Genomic DNA, 15,340 nt, shown 5'->3' with positions numbered 1-15,340 from the left:
CTGCCGGTGCAGGCCGCCGACCGGGTCCCTGACACTGGTCCGGTTCGCGGCGGCGGGTCGGCTCGGGCCGGTGGTCCGGGTCGCGACGGCGTGCCGGCCTGGGACGGTGGTCCGGGTCGCGACGGCGAAACGGCTCGGGCCGGTGGTCCGGGTCGCGGCGGCGTGCCGGCCTGGGCTGATGGTCCGGTTCGGTTCAGCGAGGATGGACCGGTCGGCTTCGGGCAGGGGCGGACGGCCGACGAGACGTCGCCGAAGCGCCTCCCCGGGCCGGGTGCCTTCGATCCGGGGCGGCGGGGGGTGCGGGCGCTCGCCGCCGTCGCCGTCCTTGTGGTGCTGGTTGCGGCCATCTGGGCCTGGCAGTCCCGTCCCGAGCTGGAGCCGGTCGTCGCCGAGACCGGCGCCGCCGTGACGTCGGACCCGTCCGTCGTGGCCGGCGACGAACCGGCGAAGCCGGAGACGGAGTCGACAGGTGAGTTGGTGGTCGCCGTCGCCGGCAAGGTCCGACGGCCCGGGTTGGTGCGGTTGGCGGCCGGCGCTCGGGTGGCCGACGCGCTGCACGCCGCCGGAGGCGCGTTGCCCGGGGTGGACGTGGCGATGCTGAATCCGGCCCGTCGGATCAGCGACGGCGAGTTGATCCTGGTCGGTGTGCCGGCACCTCCGGGCGCGGCGGTGGGTGCCGGGTCCGGAGCCGGCCCGGCACCGGATGGCGGGCCGGGCACGGTCGGGCGGGTCAACCTGAACACCGCGACGTCGGCACAGCTCGAAACCCTGCCCGGGGTGGGGCCGGTGCTCGCCCAGCGGATCGTCGAGTATCGCGACCAGCACGGCGGCTTCCGGTCCGTCGGCGACCTGCGTCAGGTGACCGGGATCGGCGATGCCCGGTACGAGCAGCTCAAGGACCTGGTGACGGTGTGAGGGCGTCGACTGCCCCGGTCGCGCCGCCGGCCGGCCTCCCCGGTGTCGCGACCGGCGAAACCGCACCCGATCTCCGCCTGGCAGGGCTGGCGGTGGGGGCCTGGCTCACCGCGTTGATGGGGCTGCATCTCGATGCCCGCCGGACGCTGCTGCTGGCCGCCGTCGCGGTCGGTCTCGCCGGGGTGGCGACACTGCATCTGCTCGGCTTCGTCGGGCGACCCGGCCCGACCGTGCGCCGCCACGGCTGGGTCGTGGTGGCGATCCTGCTCGGTGTGGTCTGTGGCGGGGCGGCCACCTCGGCGCGGCTGACCGTTCGGGACGCGGGCCCGCTGCGTGCCCTGGTGGACGAACGGGCACGGATCACCGCCGAACTGGTCGTCCGCGACGATCCCAGGCCGGTGCGCGGCGGCATCGTGGGTCGTCCACCGACCCTGCTGGTGCCGGCCAGACTGGTGACCCTGACCGGGCCGCAGGGCCAAAGGCTCGCCGTGCCGGCGCGGGTGCTGGTGCTCGCCGATGATCCGGCTTGGCGAGGGCTGCTGCCCGGGCAACGGCTCACTGCGGAGGGACGCCTGGCCGAGCCGCGCGGCGGCGACCTCACCGGGGCGGTCCTGATGGCCGTCGGCGCACCGGTTCGACTGGGTTCCCCCTCGGCGTTGCAACGCGCGGCCGGCCGCCTCCGCGCCGGCCTCCAGCAGGCGTGCGCACCCTTGCCGGACGATCCCGGTGGCCTGCTGCCCGGCCTGGTCGTCGGGGACACCAGCCGGCTGCCCGACACTGTGGAGGAGGATTTCCGGGCCACCGGAATGACCCACTTGAATGCTGTCTCCGGATCGAACGTCGCGATAGTGGTGGGCGCGGTGCTGCTGCTGGCCCGCTGGGCCCGAGCCGGTCCCACCCTCGCCGTCGGCCTCTGCGGGCTGGCCCTGGTGGGCTTCGTCATCCTGGTTCGGCCGTCGCCGAGCGTGGTACGCGCGGCCACCATGGGCGCTATCGGGCTCGCCGCGCTGGCCGTCGGCCGATCCCGGGCGGCGGTGCCGGCGCTCGCCGCCGCCGTGGCGATGCTGGTGCTGGTCGACCCGGATCTGGCCGGGGACGCCGGTTTCGCGCTGTCCGTGCTGGCCACCGGCGGGCTGCTGCTGCTCGCACCGGGTTGGCGGGACGGTCTGCGTCGGCGGGGTGTACCGCCGGGTGCGGCCGAGGCGCTCGCGGTGCCGGCCGCCGCGCAACTCGCCTGTTCGCCGGTGATCGCCGGGCTGACGGGCACGGTCAGCGTGGTCGCGGTGCCGGCGAACCTGCTCGCGGTGCCGGCGATCGCTCCGGCGACGGTGCTCGGCGTGGCGGCGGCGATCGTCTCGCCGATCTGGTCGGGCGGCGCGGAGGCTCTGGCCTGGCTGGCCCACTGGCCGGCCTGGTGGCTGGTGCTGGTCGCCCGGTACGGTGCCCGGCTGCCGGCGGGCAACCTGCCCTGGCCCGGCGGGGTGTCCGGGGCGCTGCTGCTGGCGATGCTGACCGTGGCGTTGCTGGTCGCCTTCCGACGGCCGCTGGTACGCCGCCTGGTGGTGGTCTGCCTCGTCGCGGTCGTGCTGGGTGCCCTGCCGGTGCGGGTGATCGCGCCGGGTTGGCCGCCGGATGGTTGGGTCGTCACGGCCTGTGCGGTGGGTCAGGGTGACGCGGTGCTGCTGCCGGTGGCGGCGGGCCGGGCGGTCGTGGTGGACACCGGCCCGGATCCGGCGGCGGTGGACGCCTGCCTGCGCCGGCTCGGCGTGCGTCGGGTGTCGCTGCTGGTGGTCAGCCACTACCACGTGGACCATACCGGCGGGGTGGCCGGGATCTTCCGGGGAAGGCCGGTGGACACGGTGCTGGTTCCGCAGTGGCCGGAGCCGGTGGCCGGCCGGGACCTGGTGCGCAGCACCGCCGCAGCACACGGCACGCCAGTGGTCGCCGCACCGGCGGGCTGGCGCTATCGGGCCGGCGCGGTCGATCTGACCGTGCTCGGCCCGCCGTACCCGATGCGCGGAACCCGCTCGGACCCGAACAACAACTCACTGGTGGCGCTCGCCACGGTCGACCGGGTGCGGGTCCTGCTGACCGGCGACGCCGAGGTCGAGGAGCAGCGTGCGCTGCGGGAGCGGCTGCCACCGGACGGGCTGCGGGCCGACGTGCTGAAGGTCGCCCACCACGGCAGCGCGTACCAGGATCCGGCCTTTCTGGACGCGGTGCGGCCGGCGGTGGCGCTGGTGCCGGTCGGCGCGGAGAACAGCTACGGCCATCCCAACGAGGCGGTGCTGGCCCGGCTGGCCCGGGGTGGGGCGCGGGTGCTGCGTACCGACGTCGGAGGTGACGTGGCGGTGGTGCGGTCGCCCCGAGGGCTGGCGGTGGTGAGCGCTGGCGTCGACCGGGTCCGTCCACGGTGATGAATCAACGGCAATTTACCGTGAAAAGCCAAAGATAAGGCGTATGTCTGGATTTGCGTTGAGTGCGGGGTCTGCCGGCAGAGTAATGACGAGCAGGCTGGACCGGAGGGCCGCGCGTGCGAATATGGGCGGCGTGACCGCCGCCAGTGCCGCTCCTATTGTCCTCGTCCTCGGCGACGAGGAGCTGCTCGCCACGCGCGCGGTGACCGAAACCGTTGCCGCCGCCCGCGCCGCCGACCCCGCCGTCGACGTGCGCGAATACCAGGCCAGTCAGCTCACCGTCGGTGAGATCGACGAGATGCTCAGTCCGTCGCTGTTCGGCGGGCGTCGCGTGCTGGTGCTCCGATCCGGTCAGGACGCCCGCAAGGATCTGGTCGCCGCCCTGTTGGCGTACGCGAAGAACCCCGACCCGGAGGTGCAACTCGTGGTGGCGCACCTCGGGGGCGCGAAGGGCAAGGCGTTCGCCGACGGCCTGAAGTCGGCCGGCGCCCGGGTCGTGCCGGCCGCGAAGCTCAAGGGCCACCGCGATCGGGTGGCCTTCGTCCGCGACGAGATCCGTCGGGCCGGTGGACGGTGTACCGACGACGCCGCCGAGGCGCTGATCGCCGCCGTCGGCAACGACCTGCGTGAACTCGCGGCAGCCTGTTCCCAACTCATCGCCGACACCGACGGCCGGATCGGCGCCGATACGGTGGCGCGCTACTACCGGGGCCGGGTGGAGGTCAGCGGGTTCACGGTGGCTGACGCCACGATGGTCGGTGACCTCCCGGGTGCCCTGGAGGCGCTGCGCTGGGCGTTGCACGTGGGAGTGGATCCGGTGCCGATCGCCGACGCCCTCGCCGACGGCATCCGTACGGTCGCCCGGGTCGCCTCGGCCGGCCGGGGCAGTCCGTACCAACTGGCCAGCAGCCTCGGCATGCCGCCGTGGAAGGTCGAACGGGCCCAACGGCAGGCCCGAGGCTGGACCCCCGACGGGCTGGTCCTGGCCATGCGAGCGGCGGCCGAGTGCAACGCGGCGGTCAAGGGCGGCTCCGACGACCGGGCGTACGCGCTGGAGAAGGCGGTCTTCTCGGTGGCGGCCGCTCGGCAGGGCGGCGCCAGGTGAGCGGAGCCCTCCGTGGCTCGTGGGCCACGATCCCGGCCGACGAGGAGCGGTACCGTCCGTTCTACGCGCGGGCGCTCGGTCTGCGGTTCGTGAATCCGGGTGGGGTCCTCTGCTTCATCTTCTTCGAGGGGACGATCGCGCTGGCGGCGCTGCTCGCGCTCGCCGAACTGGTGACCTGGTGGGCGATGCTCGTGCTGCCGGCCACGGTGGCCGTGATGGTCAAGCTCAACGACCTGGTGGCCGCCGCGGTGGTGCGCTCCGCCGCGGCCGTACCCGAGCAGGAGCGGGACCGGTTTCGCCAGCAGATGGAGCCGGTGGTCGGGCGGGCGCGGGTCGACTGGCTGCGGCACAGTGTGCCCGGCGTCGTGGTGCGGTCCGAACCGACGGAGGTAGTGGGCCCTGGCGCGGCGCGGCCGACACCGCGTGCCGTCGGCGGTCGGTCCGACCGGGTGCCGGACGGCACGGGCCGGGACGCAGCGGCGGCGGGGCGCGGCGAGGAGGCGGCGAAACGGAGTGACTTCGGGACTCGGCCGGAAACCACCGAACCCGGTTCCTGATCAGGGCGCCCGGTCGGACCGGAAGCGGATCAACGCCGGGCTGATGGACGTGCGGAAGCCCCGAGGCACCGCCCCGGGGCTTCCGTCAGGTCTGAGCGCTGGCTCAGGCGGCGAGCGACGCGACGCGCTTGGCGATCGCGGACTTGCGGTTCGCGGCCTGGTTGCCGTGGATGACGCCCTTGCTGGCCGCCTTGTCCAGCTTGCGCGAGGCGTCCTGCATGAGGGCGTTGGCCTTCTCGACGTCACCGGCCTCAGCGGCCTCGTGGAACTTGCGGATGGCGGTCTTCAGCGACGACTTGACCGACTTGTTACGCAGCCGGCGCTTCTCGTTCTGCCGGTTGCGCTTGATCTGGGACTTGATGTTCGCCACGCGACAGCCTCGTCTTGATAGCTCGGGTTGGTCAGCTTGTGCGCGCGACGAGCATGCGTCATCGCTGCGCGAAGAGCCAGGCTACCAGGTCCAGTTCCGGCGGACCAAAACAACCTCCCGCCCACCCCCACCCACCCACCCCCCACCCGTCCTGGTTGATCATGAGGTTAGCGGCAATCGTTGATCTTCAAACTGCCGCCAACCTCATGATCAACGGTGTGGGTGCGGGCGGCGGGTGTGGTCAGGTCCAGTCTTGGCGGTGGGACAGCCAGCGGATGGCCTGCTCGCCGGTCCAGCGGTGGTGTGCGGGCAGGTGGATCGACGCGGTAGGTGGTGGCGACGTCGAGGCGGTGAGGTGGTACCCGGCCAGGGCGGCCAGCGCGACGTCCAGCGCGTCGTCGGGCGCGCCGGCCGCGGCCGGATGGGCGGCGAAGAGCGAATCGACGTCCAGCCCGCCGGCGTACCCGGTGATCAGCAGGGTGACCAGGTCGAACCAGGCCGGCCCCTGGCACAGCCACGACCAGTCGCAGAACCAGGCGGCACCGACGGTGTCGATCAGCACGTTGTCGACCCGCAGGTCGCCGTGGGTCAACCCGGTCGCGGCGGCGGCGTATCCGGGCAGGCGCGACTCCAGGGTGACCAGTTCGGCCAGCCGTCCCCGGGCCGGGGCGGGCAGTGGCGGCACCGGTTCCCGACCTGCGGCGACCTCGCCCCACCAGAGGATGTCGTCGCGGGCCAGGTCGGCGAGGCGGGGCGGGCCGAGGGCGGTCAACTCGGCAGGTGGATCGGCGAGCGCCGCGGCGACGTCGGCGAAGGCGGTGAGGGTGGCGCTCAGTTCGACCTGCTCCCAGGGCAACCGAGGAGTGTGCCCGTCGACGGCGTCGAGGCACAGGACGTACCAGCCCGCCTCCCACAGCGTCCAGTGCGGGCGGGGCACCGGCAGCCCGGCCGGCAGCCGGTGCAGGATCGCGGCTTCCCGGGCGTACCAGTCGACCAGGTGTGGCTGCTCGGCGTGCGGTGCGGCCTTGACGAACGCGCGACGCCCGTCGTCGGTGCGCAGCAGCGCGGCGAACCCCCGGGTGAAGCCGGCACCGGCGGTCGTGACCCGGACCACCGGGGCGCCGAGCCGGGTGGCCACAGCGGCCCGCAGCCGCGCCGGCAGGGCCGACCACTCGGGCCGCTGCGCGGTCGCGTGGTACGCGGGCGGGAAGGCGGAACTCACCGGACCATGCTGCCCGGTGGCCGGTCGGGCGGCGACCTCCGGCGCGGATCCGGGCACCCGGGGCGGCGTCTGCCAGACTGCCGAACCATGAGGACCGACGACTTCTGGCAGTTGATCGACCGCGCCCGTACCGGCGGGGGAGAGCCGGCCGCCATCGCCGCCCGGGCCGTCGCGCTGCTCGCCGCCCGCGACCCCGAGGAGATCGTCGGGTACGCCCACCACCAGCAGCGGGTCCTCACCGCGTCCTACCGGGTCGACCTGTGGGGCGCCGCGTACCTGATCAACGGCGGTGCCTCCGACGACGGGTTCGAGTACTTCCGGGGTTGGCTGATGACGCAGGGCCGGGAGGTGTTCGCCCGGGTGGTCGCTGATCCGGACTCGCTGGCGGAGCTGCCGCAGATCCGGTCCGCCTCGCTCAGCGGCGAGGAGTTCGAGTGCGAGGACATGCTCGCGGTGCCGTGGGACGCGTACCGCAGGGCCACCGCGGCCGACCTGCCGGGGGAGCGCGCGCCGACGCCGCAGCCCGACCTGAACGACTTCTGGGACTTCGACGACGAGGAGGAGGCCCGCCGCCGACTGCCCCGGCTCGCCGCCCTCTTCGTCGAGCCGCCGCAGGAGTGACGGACGCCCGGCCGATGCCCGCCGGGGACATGGGAGCATAGAGGGGGCCGGCGCGTGCCGGCCCGCTCACGTCAGCCGACCAGAACGGACCGCTGTGCCACCGACGCTCGATCCCGGCGCGAACGCTCCTGGTGCCACCGACCCGGGGCGGATCAGGAACTTCTGCATCATCGCCCACATCGACCACGGAAAGTCGACCCTGGCCGACCGGATGTTGCAGCTCACCGGCGTGGTCGACCCGCGGCAGATGCGCGCTCAGTACCTCGACCGGATGGACATCGAGCGCGAGCGTGGCATCACCATCAAGAGCCAGGCGGTCCGGATGCCGTGGACCATCGCCGAGGGCGAGCGGGCCGGCGAGCAGGCCGTGCTCAACATGATCGACACGCCCGGTCACGTCGACTTCACCTACGAGGTGTCCCGGTCGTTGGCGGCGTGCGAGGGTGCGATCCTGTTGGTCGACGCGGCCCAGGGCATCGAGGCGCAGACGCTGGCGAACCTCTACCTCGCGCTCGAGAACGACCTGCACATCATCCCGGTGCTCAACAAGATCGATCTGCCGGCGGCCCAGCCGGAGAAGTACGCCGAGGAACTGGCGCACCTGATCGGCGGCGACCCCGCGGACTGCATCAGGGTCTCCGGCAAGACCGGTGAGGGGGTGCCGTACCTGCTCGACGAGATCGTCCGGCAGTTCACCCCGCCGGTCGGCGACGCCGATGCTCCGGCCCGTGCCATGATCTTCGACTCGGTGTACGACGTCTACCGGGGCGTGGTCACCTACGTGCGGGTGGTCGATGGGCGGATCAGTGCCCGGGACCGGATCAAGATGATGTCCACCGGCGCCACCCACGAGCTGCTGGAGATCGGGGTCATCTCGCCGGAGATGGTCAAGGCCGACGCGCTCGGCGTCGGTGAGGTCGGCTACCTGATCACCGGGGTGAAGGACGTCCGGCAGTCCCGGGTCGGTGACACGGTCACCATCAACGGGCGGCCGGCGGCCGAGGCGCTCGGTGGTTACAAGGACCCGAAGCCGATGGTCTACTCCGGCCTGTATCCGATCGACGGGTCGGACTACCCCGCGTTGCGGGACGCGCTGGACAAGCTCAAGCTCAACGACGCCGCGTTGACCTACGAGCCGGAGACCTCCGGTGCGCTCGGGTTCGGTTTCCGCTGCGGCTTTCTCGGCCTGCTGCACCTGGAGATCATCCGGGAGCGGTTGGAGCGGGAGTTCAACCTCGACCTCATCTCGACCGCGCCGAACGTGGTCTATCGGGCCATCCAGGAGGACGGCGACGAGGTCGTGGTCACCAACCCCAGCGAGTACCCGACCGGCAAGATCGCCGAGGTGTACGAGCCGACCGTGCGGGCCACGGTGCTCACCCCCAACGACTACGTCGGTGCGGTGATGGAGCTGTGTCAGAGCCGGCGCGGCAGCCTCCTGGGCATGGACTACCTCTCCGCCGACCGGGTGGAACTGCGTTACACGCTGCCCCTCGCTGAGATCATCTTCGATTTCTTCGACCAGTTGAAGAGCCGTACCAAGGGCTACGCGTCGCTGGACTACGAGCCCTCGGGTGAGCAGGCGTCCGACCTGGTCAAGGTCGACATCCTGCTGCACGGCGAGCCGGTGGACGCGTTCAGCGCCATCGTGCACAAGGAGAAGGCGTACACCTACGGCACCACCATCGCGGCGAAGCTGCGCAACCTCATCCCGCGCCAGCAGTTCGAGGTGCCGATCCAGGCGGCCATCGGCAGCCGGGTGATCGCTCGGGAGACGATCCGCGCCATCCGCAAGGACGTGCTAGCCAAGTGCTACGGCGGTGACATCAGCCGTAAGCGCAAGCTGCTGGAGAAGCAGAAGGAGGGCAAGAAGCGGATGAAGATGGTGGGCCGGGTGGAGGTCCCGCAGGAGGCGTTCATCGCTGCGCTCTCCTCCGACTCGGACGGCAAGGCGAGCGGCAAGAAGTGATGCCTTCCGGGGTGGTCGCGATCTTTCGGGGTGGTCGCGAGCTCTCGGTCAGAAAAGCCGGTTTGGGATCTTCCATGGTCGGGCATTAGGCGGTCACGACAGGAACACCACAAACGTTGAACGTCTTTCGTGAAGGAGAGCGACCATGGAGCTCACCGTCTGGGGCATCATCACCGCCCTGATCGTTGGTCTGATCGTCGGTGCGCTTGGCCGACTGGTGGTGCCGGGCCGGCAGAACATGCCGATCTGGCTGCACATGCTCATCGGTGTCGGCGCGGCGCTGCTCGGCACCGTGATCGCCCGTGCGTCCGGCTTCGCCGAGACCGCCGGTATCGACTGGCGGGAGCTGATGCTCCAGGTGCTGCTGGCCGCCGTCGCGGTGGCGCTGGTCGCCGGCGTGGGCCGTAACCGCCGGGGTGTCACCCACCGGTAACAGCTGAACCGCCGAAAGGCGCCCGACCGTCGAGGTCGGGCGCCTTTCGCATTCGTACGCCCGATCCTCGTGTCCGTGCCGCTGGCGACCTGACCAGCGGGCGGTGGCGTGCCGAGGCCGCTCCCGTAGGATGTGATCATGACAGGCAGGGTGGCCTCGGTAAACGTCGGCATCGTCACCGAGGCGGCGTGGGCCGGCGACCCGAGCGGGCGCAGCGGCATCGACAAACGGCCGGCGGAGGCCCCGGTGCTCTTTCGCACCGACGGCGTGGCCGGCGACTTCATCGGCGAACGGGCCCACCACGGTGGTCCGGACCAGGCTGTCTACGCGTACGCGGGGGAGGACGCGGCCTGGTGGGAGGCGGACCTCGGGCGCACCATCCGGCCCGGCTGCTTCGGCGAGAACCTCACCACGTACGCGGTCGACCTGACCGGTGCCGTGATCGGCGAGCAGTGGGCAGTCGGCGAGGCGCTGCTCCAAGTGACCACGCCGCGTACGCCGTGCACCACCTTTGCCGGCTTCTGGGGCGTACCGGATCTGATCAAGCGGTTCACCGCCCGTGCCACGCCCGGCGCGTACCTGCGGGTGGTGCGCGAGGGCGCGGTGGGCGTCGGCGACCCGATCGAGATCGTGCACCGGCCGGCGCACGGGGTGACCATCGGCGAGGTGTTCCGGGCGCTGACCGTGGAGCCGGCGCTGCTGCCCCGGTTGCTGAACGCCGACGAGCTGCCCGAGCCGATTCGCGACAAGGCGCGTCGCCGCCTCGGTGAACCGGCCGGCTGACCGACCGGCAGGTCTGTCCCGAGACGACGCGACAGGCCCCGTGGCACGTCCAGGCGTGCCCACGGGGCCTGTCGTCACGCTCCGGTCAGCGGAGCCAGGGGATGTTGCGGTTGAGCAGACCGCGCTGCTTGAGCTCCTTGCGCAGCGGGATCTCGTCGTCGATGTAGCCGTCCCAGTTGATGCCCCAGTAGTTGGCCGTGTGGGTGCCCTCCCCGAGCAACTGGCGCTGCACCGGCGTGCGGTTGCGGTACCACTCGCCGTCCTTGTCGGGGTGCAGCTCGTCGAGCGGGCGGATCCACCGGTAGGTGTAACCGACGAACAGCATCTTGCGGGTGATGTTCGACAGGTTTGTCGACCGGGAGTGCCACTGGCGGCGGTCGAAGATGAAGGCGTCACCCGGGTTGGCGGTGATCTCGACCGTGCCCTCGGGGTCCGGGTTGTGCACGCTCAGGTCCGCCGGGCGCGGCAGCGAGTTCCACAGGTGGCTGCCGGGGATCACCTTCGTCGCGCCCCGTCCCTTCTCCGACAGGTCGGAGAGCACGTAGGCGACCTTCAGCGAGAACATCGGCCGGGGCAGGTTCGGGTCCATCGTCTCCGGGTCGGAGTTCTGCCGGTACCCGTCCTGGTGCCAACCCCAGTACGGCTTCTCGGGCTCCGACGCCGGCGGCGTGACGTCGAGGTGGTTGTGGTGGGTGTAGATGTTCCAACCCGCCAGGCCCCACATGTAGGGGAACGCGATCGGGTGGGTGAGCAGCTCGCCGAAGAGCTCGTCACGCTCAAGGAAGCCCAGCAGGTGCAGGGTGCCGTCCTTGGTGGTGCTGCCCTTGGCCTTCTCCTCCTCGTACACCCGGTCGACCGCGGCCTCGAGAGCGGCCCGGTGATCCTCGGTCAGGACGTTGCGCAGCAGGAGAAAGCCCTGCTCGTGGAACTCCTTGCGGTCGACGTCACTGATCGGTTCGTAGCCGGTCCGGTCGCCGTAGTCGAACGCCACGTAGTACCCCTCCCCAAGAGGTGAAACCATTTCTGGCACAGGCCGCCGATCGTAACGCGGGTCCAGACGGCTCGGGGGGCACCCCGCGACCTTTCCACAGGTACGGCGACTGAAGGCGGTTGAACGACTACCGCATGTCACCCAACGTGGCGAGACGCGGCTTTACGTACCGAAATGCCGGATCTTGCGGTGACTGCGAGTAAGAGCGACAGGTCAGACGTCGGCGTGGACCTCGGCGAGGACCTCCGTGTCACCCCGGTCGCTGTCCGGCAGGCGCTTCCAGTCACCGCGCTTGGCGGTCCACTCCCGGCCGTCGTAGGTCACCCGCTTCACCCCGTGCTCCTTCGCGTGGGAGACCAGCCAGTGCGTGTACCGCCAGCCGGCCCGCACGCCCTCGGCGGAGGTCATCAGGCTGCCGGCGGGGCTCCGCTCGAAGTCGTTGATCCCCACCTTCAGCAGAGTCGGGTTGCCGTAGCTGTCGACGGCGGAGCTGAAGTAGCCCCTGCCCGTCTGCCGGTCGTCGTCGGAGGTGAAGGCTCGCAGACCCCAGTCGAGCGCCAGTCCCTCGGTCAGCGCGGCAATGGCGGCGGCGCCGCGCAGCACCGGATCACCGCCCACCGCGCAGGTGACCGCCGTGGTGGCGTGGCCGAGCAGCGCCCGGCTGAGCACCTGCGACTCGTCGGCCCACTTCTCGTACGCCTCCGGGAAGGCCGAGCGCTGCACCTTCTGCGCGGCGTCGGTGACCCGCATGTCCTCCCAGCCGCGCACCTTCTTCAGCGCCGCGTAGAACTTCCCCGCCGCGTACCGGGGGTCGCGGATCTGTGTCGGCGTGCCCCAACCCTGGCTCGGTCGCTGCTGGAACAGCCCCACGGAGTCGCGGTCGCCGCCGGTCAGGTTGCGCAACCCGGACTCCTGGTACGCGGTGGCCAGCGCCACCACCACCGCCCGCTCCGGCATGTCGCGCTGCACGCCGATCGCCGCGATGGTCGCCGCATTCGCCATCTGCTGCGAGTCGAGCGTCACCTTGCCGTCGGCCTGCACCGTGCAGGCCCGGCCGGCCAACGGCAGCCGGAGCCCCTCACCGGCCTGCCTCAGCACCACGATCATCCCGATCGCGGCGATCAGGACGAGGACCACGAAGCCCGTCGCGACAGCCCGAGTTCGCACCCGCACCTCCTGCGTCAAGGTCCGCCAAGCGTACGTCCCTCATCGACCCGTTCGGGTCGTCCGACCGGTTCCCACCTCCTGTGGCACCCCCGCGTAACCCGAGGTTCCCCGTCCCGGCCGTACCTCACCCACCGAGTTCCGTCACCCAGCGCGGCTGGCGCTTCTCCCGGAACGCGGTGACCCCCTCGATCCCGTCCGCCGACAGGAAGTACCCGGTGGACAGCTCGGCCAGCTCGGCCAGGTCGGCCCGCAGGTCGACGGCGGCCGGCCGGCGCAGCAGGCGCTTCGCGCCGGCCAGCGCCGCCGGGGCCCCACGGACCAGCGAGTCGCAGTACCGCCGCACCTCGGCATCCAGCTCCTCGGCCGGCACCGCGGCGGTGACCAGGCCGATCTCGGCGGCCCGCCGGCCGTCGAAGGTGTCGCCGGTCAGGTACAGCTCGGCCGCCGCCCGGGTGGTTAGGCGGGGCAGCACCGTCGCGGAGATCACCGCCGGGATCACCCCGATCCGCACCTCGGTGAAGGCGAACGTGGCCTCGGCCGCGCAGACCGCCAGGTCGGCCGCCGCGATCAGGCCCAGTCCGCCGGCCCGGGCCGGGCCGGCCACCCTCGCCAGCACCGGCTTCGGGCACTCCCAGACCGCCGCGAGCACGTCACCCAGCATCCTGGCGGGCACCGTGCCGCTGGCGTACGCCGCCGCGGTCTCCTTCAGGTCGGCGCCGGAGCAGAAGACCGGTCCGCTGTGGTCGAGCACGATCACCCGGACCGCGTCGTCGGCGACCGCGGCGGCCAGCCCCGCCAGCAGTTCGGTCATCAACGGTGTGGAGAGCGCGTTGCGGTTGTGCGGACTGTCCAGCGTGAGCGTGGTCACCCCGCGGGCCGTGGCGACCCGCACGAGCGCGTCGGGAGAGGTCATGCCAGGGCACACTAGTGGCCATGCCCGGCGTTCTTCCAGCAGGCGAGCCCGTCCCCGCCGACGGGTCGCTGCCCGCGTCCGCCCGTGCCTCAGTGGGCGCCCGGGGTTTCGGGGTCTACGTGCATGTGCCCTTCTGCGCGAGCCGCTGCGGCTACTGCGACTTCAACACGTACACCGCCGACGAACTGGGCGGCGGCGCGAGCCGGGAGAGCTACGCCGACACCGTGCTGGCGGAACTGACGCTCGCCGCCCGGGTGCTGGGCGAGGCCCCACCGGCACGGGTGGACACGGTCTTCGTCGGCGGCGGCACCCCCACCCTGCTGCCCGCCGACGACCTGGCCCGGATCCTCGACGCGATCGACCGGACCTGGGGGTTGGCCGCCGACGCGGAGGTGACCACCGAGGCCAACCCGGAGTCGGTGACGCCCACCTCGCTGAAGGAGTTGCGTGCCGCCGGGTACACCCGGATCTCGCTGGGCATGCAGTCGGCCGCGCCCGGGGTGCTCGCCGTGCTCGACCGCCGGCACCACGCCGGTCGGGCCACCGCCGCCGCGCTGGAGGCCCGCGACGCCGGCTTCGACCACGTCAATCTCGACCTGATCTACGGGACACCGGGGGAGCGGGCCGATGACTTCGCCGCCTCGCTGGACCAGGTGATCGCCGCTGGCGTGGACCATGTCAGCGCGTACGCCCTGATCGTCGAGGACGGCACCCGGCTGGCCGCCCGGATGCGCCGTGGTGAACTGCCGTACCCGGACGAGGACGTCGCCGCGGACCGTTACCTGGCCGCCGAGTCCGCCCTCGGTGCGGCCGGCTTCTCCTGGTACGAGGTCTCCAACTGGGCCCGCACACCGGCCGCGCGCTGCCGGCACAACCTGCTCTACTGGACCGGCGGTGACTGGTGGGGCCTCGGGCCGGGAGCGCACAGCCATGTCGGCGGGGTGCGCTGGTGGAACGTCAAACATCCCGCCGCGTACGCGCAACGCCTCGCCGCCGAAGCGTCACCCGGGCAGGCCCGGGAGGTGCTCACCGGCGACGAGGCGCACATGGAGGACGTCATGCTCCGGCTGCGGCTGCCCGCGGGCCTGCCGCTGGACGCGCTGACCGACGCCGGTCGGGCCGGCGCGGCGCGGGCGGCGGCCGAGGGGCTGCTCGACCAGCCCGCCCACGCCGCCGGCCGCGCCGTGCTCACCCTGCGCGGTCGGCTGCTCGCCGACGCCGTGGTCCGCGACCTGCTGCCCTGATCCCCGTCATCAGACCGGCCGGCGCGCTCAGCGCTTCACGAACGCGTAGGTCATCGGGTACTGGTAGAGCACGCCCTCGTTGGCCTTGACCCCGCCGATGATGCCGAAGATCAACGGCACGATCGCGACGAGGATCGGCACGAAGAACAGGATGCCGCAGGTGATCGTGGCGAGCACCCAGCTCAGCACGCCAGCGACCGCCCAGGTGAGCTGGAAGTTCAGCGCGGCCACCGAGTGCGCCCGGACGATCGGGGACTGCTGCCCGCGGGCCATCATCGCGATCAGTGGCGCCACCCAGCCGAAGAGCCCGCCGCCGACGACCACGCCGAGCGGGCCGCCGAAGTGCGCGATCAGGGCCCAGGTCTTGTCCTCGTTGTTGGCGTAGCCACCGCCAGGAGCGCCGTAACCGCCGGTCGGGTAGCCGACACCGGGGGCTCCGGGTGGGGGCGGGTAACCGCCCGGCGGCGGGTAGCTGCCGGGTGGTGGGTAGCCGGCCGGCGGCGGCTGGTCGCCGGTGGGAGGGGGATAGCCGCCGGGCGGGGGATAGCCGCCCTGGCCAGGCGAACCGGACAGTGGTGTCGTGGGTTCGTCGCCGGAGTCCGGGGGACGAGGTGGTTCAGTCATGGAGGTCAC

The 15,340-nt window shown here is 72.0% G+C and carries 15 protein-coding genes; 9 read left to right on the top strand and 6 right to left on the bottom strand.

The features are described from left to right. The first annotated feature begins 162 nt into the window (after positions 1 to 162). The 4 genes from O7601_RS29300 (at position 163) to O7601_RS29285 (ending at position 4,994) form a co-directional block, all read left to right on the top strand. Positions 163 to 915, top strand: a complete 753-nt coding sequence (locus O7601_RS29300) for a ComEA family DNA-binding protein (protein ID WP_281567093.1) — start codon at positions 163 to 165, stop codon at positions 913 to 915. A 116-nt stretch (positions 916 to 1,031) separates the two neighbouring features. Then, positions 1,032 to 3,332: a ComEC/Rec2 family competence protein gene (locus tag O7601_RS29295; protein WP_281567092.1), complete on the top strand. Its 2,301-nt coding sequence runs from the start codon at positions 1,032 to 1,034 to the stop codon at positions 3,330 to 3,332. A 124-nt stretch (positions 3,333 to 3,456) separates the two neighbouring features. Further along, positions 3,457 to 4,437 (top strand): DNA polymerase III subunit delta, encoded by a 981-nt coding sequence (gene holA / locus O7601_RS29290; protein WP_281564258.1) that lies wholly within the window; start codon positions 3,457 to 3,459, stop codon positions 4,435 to 4,437. Continuing rightward, positions 4,434 to 4,994, top strand: coding sequence for a hypothetical protein (locus tag O7601_RS29285; protein ID WP_281564257.1), 561 nt, complete (start codon positions 4,434 to 4,436; stop codon positions 4,992 to 4,994). Before holA ends, O7601_RS29285 begins: the two co-directional genes overlap by 4 nt. A 103-nt stretch (positions 4,995 to 5,097) precedes the next feature. Here the strand turns inward: O7601_RS29285 and rpsT are convergent, their stop codons facing one another. Both rpsT and O7601_RS29275 read right to left on the bottom strand, forming a co-directional pair. Beyond that, the gene (gene rpsT / locus O7601_RS29280) at positions 5,098 to 5,364 is read right to left on the bottom strand and encodes a 30S ribosomal protein S20 (protein WP_281564256.1); all 267 of its coding nucleotides are present in this window, start codon (positions 5,362 to 5,364) and stop codon (positions 5,098 to 5,100) included. A gap of 241 nt (positions 5,365 to 5,605) precedes the next feature. Further along, a complete protein-coding gene (locus O7601_RS29275; protein WP_281564255.1) occupies positions 5,606 to 6,586 on the bottom strand; it encodes a phosphotransferase in 981 nt (326 codons plus the stop codon). A gap of 87 nt (positions 6,587 to 6,673) precedes the next feature. Here O7601_RS29275 and O7601_RS29270 point away from each other — a divergent pair, with 87 nt between their 5' ends. The 4 genes from O7601_RS29270 to O7601_RS29255 all read left to right on the top strand — a co-directional run bounded on the left by O7601_RS29270 (position 6,674) and on the right by O7601_RS29255 (position 10,392). After that, positions 6,674 to 7,207: a DUF4240 domain-containing protein gene (locus tag O7601_RS29270; protein ID WP_281564254.1), complete on the top strand. Its 534-nt coding sequence runs from the start codon at positions 6,674 to 6,676 to the stop codon at positions 7,205 to 7,207. Between the two features lie 94 nt (positions 7,208 to 7,301). Next, positions 7,302 to 9,176 carry a translation elongation factor 4 gene (gene lepA, locus O7601_RS29265; protein WP_281564253.1) on the top strand — a complete coding sequence of 625 codons (1,875 nt, stop codon included), beginning with the start codon at positions 7,302 to 7,304 and terminating at the stop codon, positions 9,174 to 9,176. A gap of 145 nt (positions 9,177 to 9,321) precedes the next feature. Continuing rightward, complete coding sequence (locus tag O7601_RS29260; RefSeq protein ID WP_093407532.1) at positions 9,322 to 9,609, top strand: GlsB/YeaQ/YmgE family stress response membrane protein; 288 nt, start codon at positions 9,322 to 9,324, stop codon at positions 9,607 to 9,609. Between the two features lie 138 nt (positions 9,610 to 9,747). Continuing rightward, positions 9,748 to 10,392, top strand: a complete 645-nt coding sequence (locus O7601_RS29255; RefSeq protein ID WP_281564252.1) for an MOSC domain-containing protein — start codon at positions 9,748 to 9,750, stop codon at positions 10,390 to 10,392. An 85-nt stretch (positions 10,393 to 10,477) separates the two neighbouring features. Here O7601_RS29255 and O7601_RS29250 read toward each other — a convergent pair whose 3' ends face one another. From O7601_RS29250 to O7601_RS29240, 3 genes are all read right to left on the bottom strand, one after another. Next, positions 10,478 to 11,383: a phytanoyl-CoA dioxygenase family protein gene (locus O7601_RS29250; protein WP_281564251.1), complete on the bottom strand. Its 906-nt coding sequence runs from the start codon at positions 11,381 to 11,383 to the stop codon at positions 10,478 to 10,480. A gap of 213 nt (positions 11,384 to 11,596) precedes the next feature. Continuing rightward, positions 11,597 to 12,556 carry a hypothetical protein gene (locus tag O7601_RS29245; RefSeq protein WP_281567091.1) on the bottom strand — a complete coding sequence of 320 codons (960 nt, stop codon included), beginning with the start codon at positions 12,554 to 12,556 and terminating at the stop codon, positions 11,597 to 11,599. A 118-nt stretch (positions 12,557 to 12,674) separates the two neighbouring features. Continuing rightward, on the bottom strand, positions 12,675 to 13,463 hold the full coding sequence (locus O7601_RS29240; RefSeq protein ID WP_281564250.1) for an enoyl-CoA hydratase-related protein: 789 nt from the start codon (positions 13,461 to 13,463) through the stop codon (positions 12,675 to 12,677). 20 nt (positions 13,464 to 13,483) lie between these two features. Between O7601_RS29240 and hemW the strand changes: the two genes are divergently transcribed. Beyond that, positions 13,484 to 14,707: a radical SAM family heme chaperone HemW gene (gene hemW / locus O7601_RS29235; protein ID WP_281564249.1), complete on the top strand. Its 1,224-nt coding sequence runs from the start codon at positions 13,484 to 13,486 to the stop codon at positions 14,705 to 14,707. Positions 14,708 to 14,734: 27 nt separating this feature from the next. Here hemW and O7601_RS29230 read toward each other — a convergent pair whose 3' ends face one another. Beyond that, entirely contained in the window at positions 14,735 to 15,331 is a 597-nt protein-coding gene (locus O7601_RS29230; protein WP_281564248.1) for a DUF4870 domain-containing protein, read from the bottom strand. Positions 15,332 to 15,340 lie beyond the last annotated feature (9 nt).

Origin of the sequence: Verrucosispora sp. WMMD573 (assembly GCF_027497175.1) — a bacterium.
Taxonomy (GTDB): Bacteria; Actinomycetota; Actinomycetes; order Mycobacteriales; family Micromonosporaceae; genus Micromonospora.
Note: the sequence above shows the minus strand (reverse complement) of the source record. Positions and strands in the feature narration are given on the sequence as shown.

Coding starts and splice junctions, on each gene's coding strand:
- O7601_RS29295 (WP_281567092.1), top strand. CDS start 1,032: ATGGGGCTGCATCTCGATGCCCGCCGGACGCTGCTGCTGGCCGCCGTC.
- holA (WP_281564258.1), top strand. CDS start 3,457: ATGGGCGGCGTGACCGCCGCCAGTGCCGCTCCTATTGTCCTCGTCCTC.
- O7601_RS29270 (WP_281564254.1), top strand. CDS start 6,674: ATGAGGACCGACGACTTCTGGCAGTTGATCGACCGCGCCCGTACCGGC.
- O7601_RS29260 (WP_093407532.1), top strand. CDS start 9,322: ATGGAGCTCACCGTCTGGGGCATCATCACCGCCCTGATCGTTGGTCTG.
- O7601_RS29255 (WP_281564252.1), top strand. CDS start 9,748: ATGACAGGCAGGGTGGCCTCGGTAAACGTCGGCATCGTCACCGAGGCG.
- O7601_RS29240 (WP_281564250.1), bottom strand. CDS start 13,463: ATGACCTCTCCCGACGCGCTCGTGCGGGTCGCCACGGCCCGCGGGGTG.
- hemW (WP_281564249.1), top strand. CDS start 13,484: ATGCCCGGCGTTCTTCCAGCAGGCGAGCCCGTCCCCGCCGACGGGTCG.
- O7601_RS29230 (WP_281564248.1), bottom strand. CDS start 15,331: ATGACTGAACCACCTCGTCCCCCGGACTCCGGCGACGAACCCACGACA.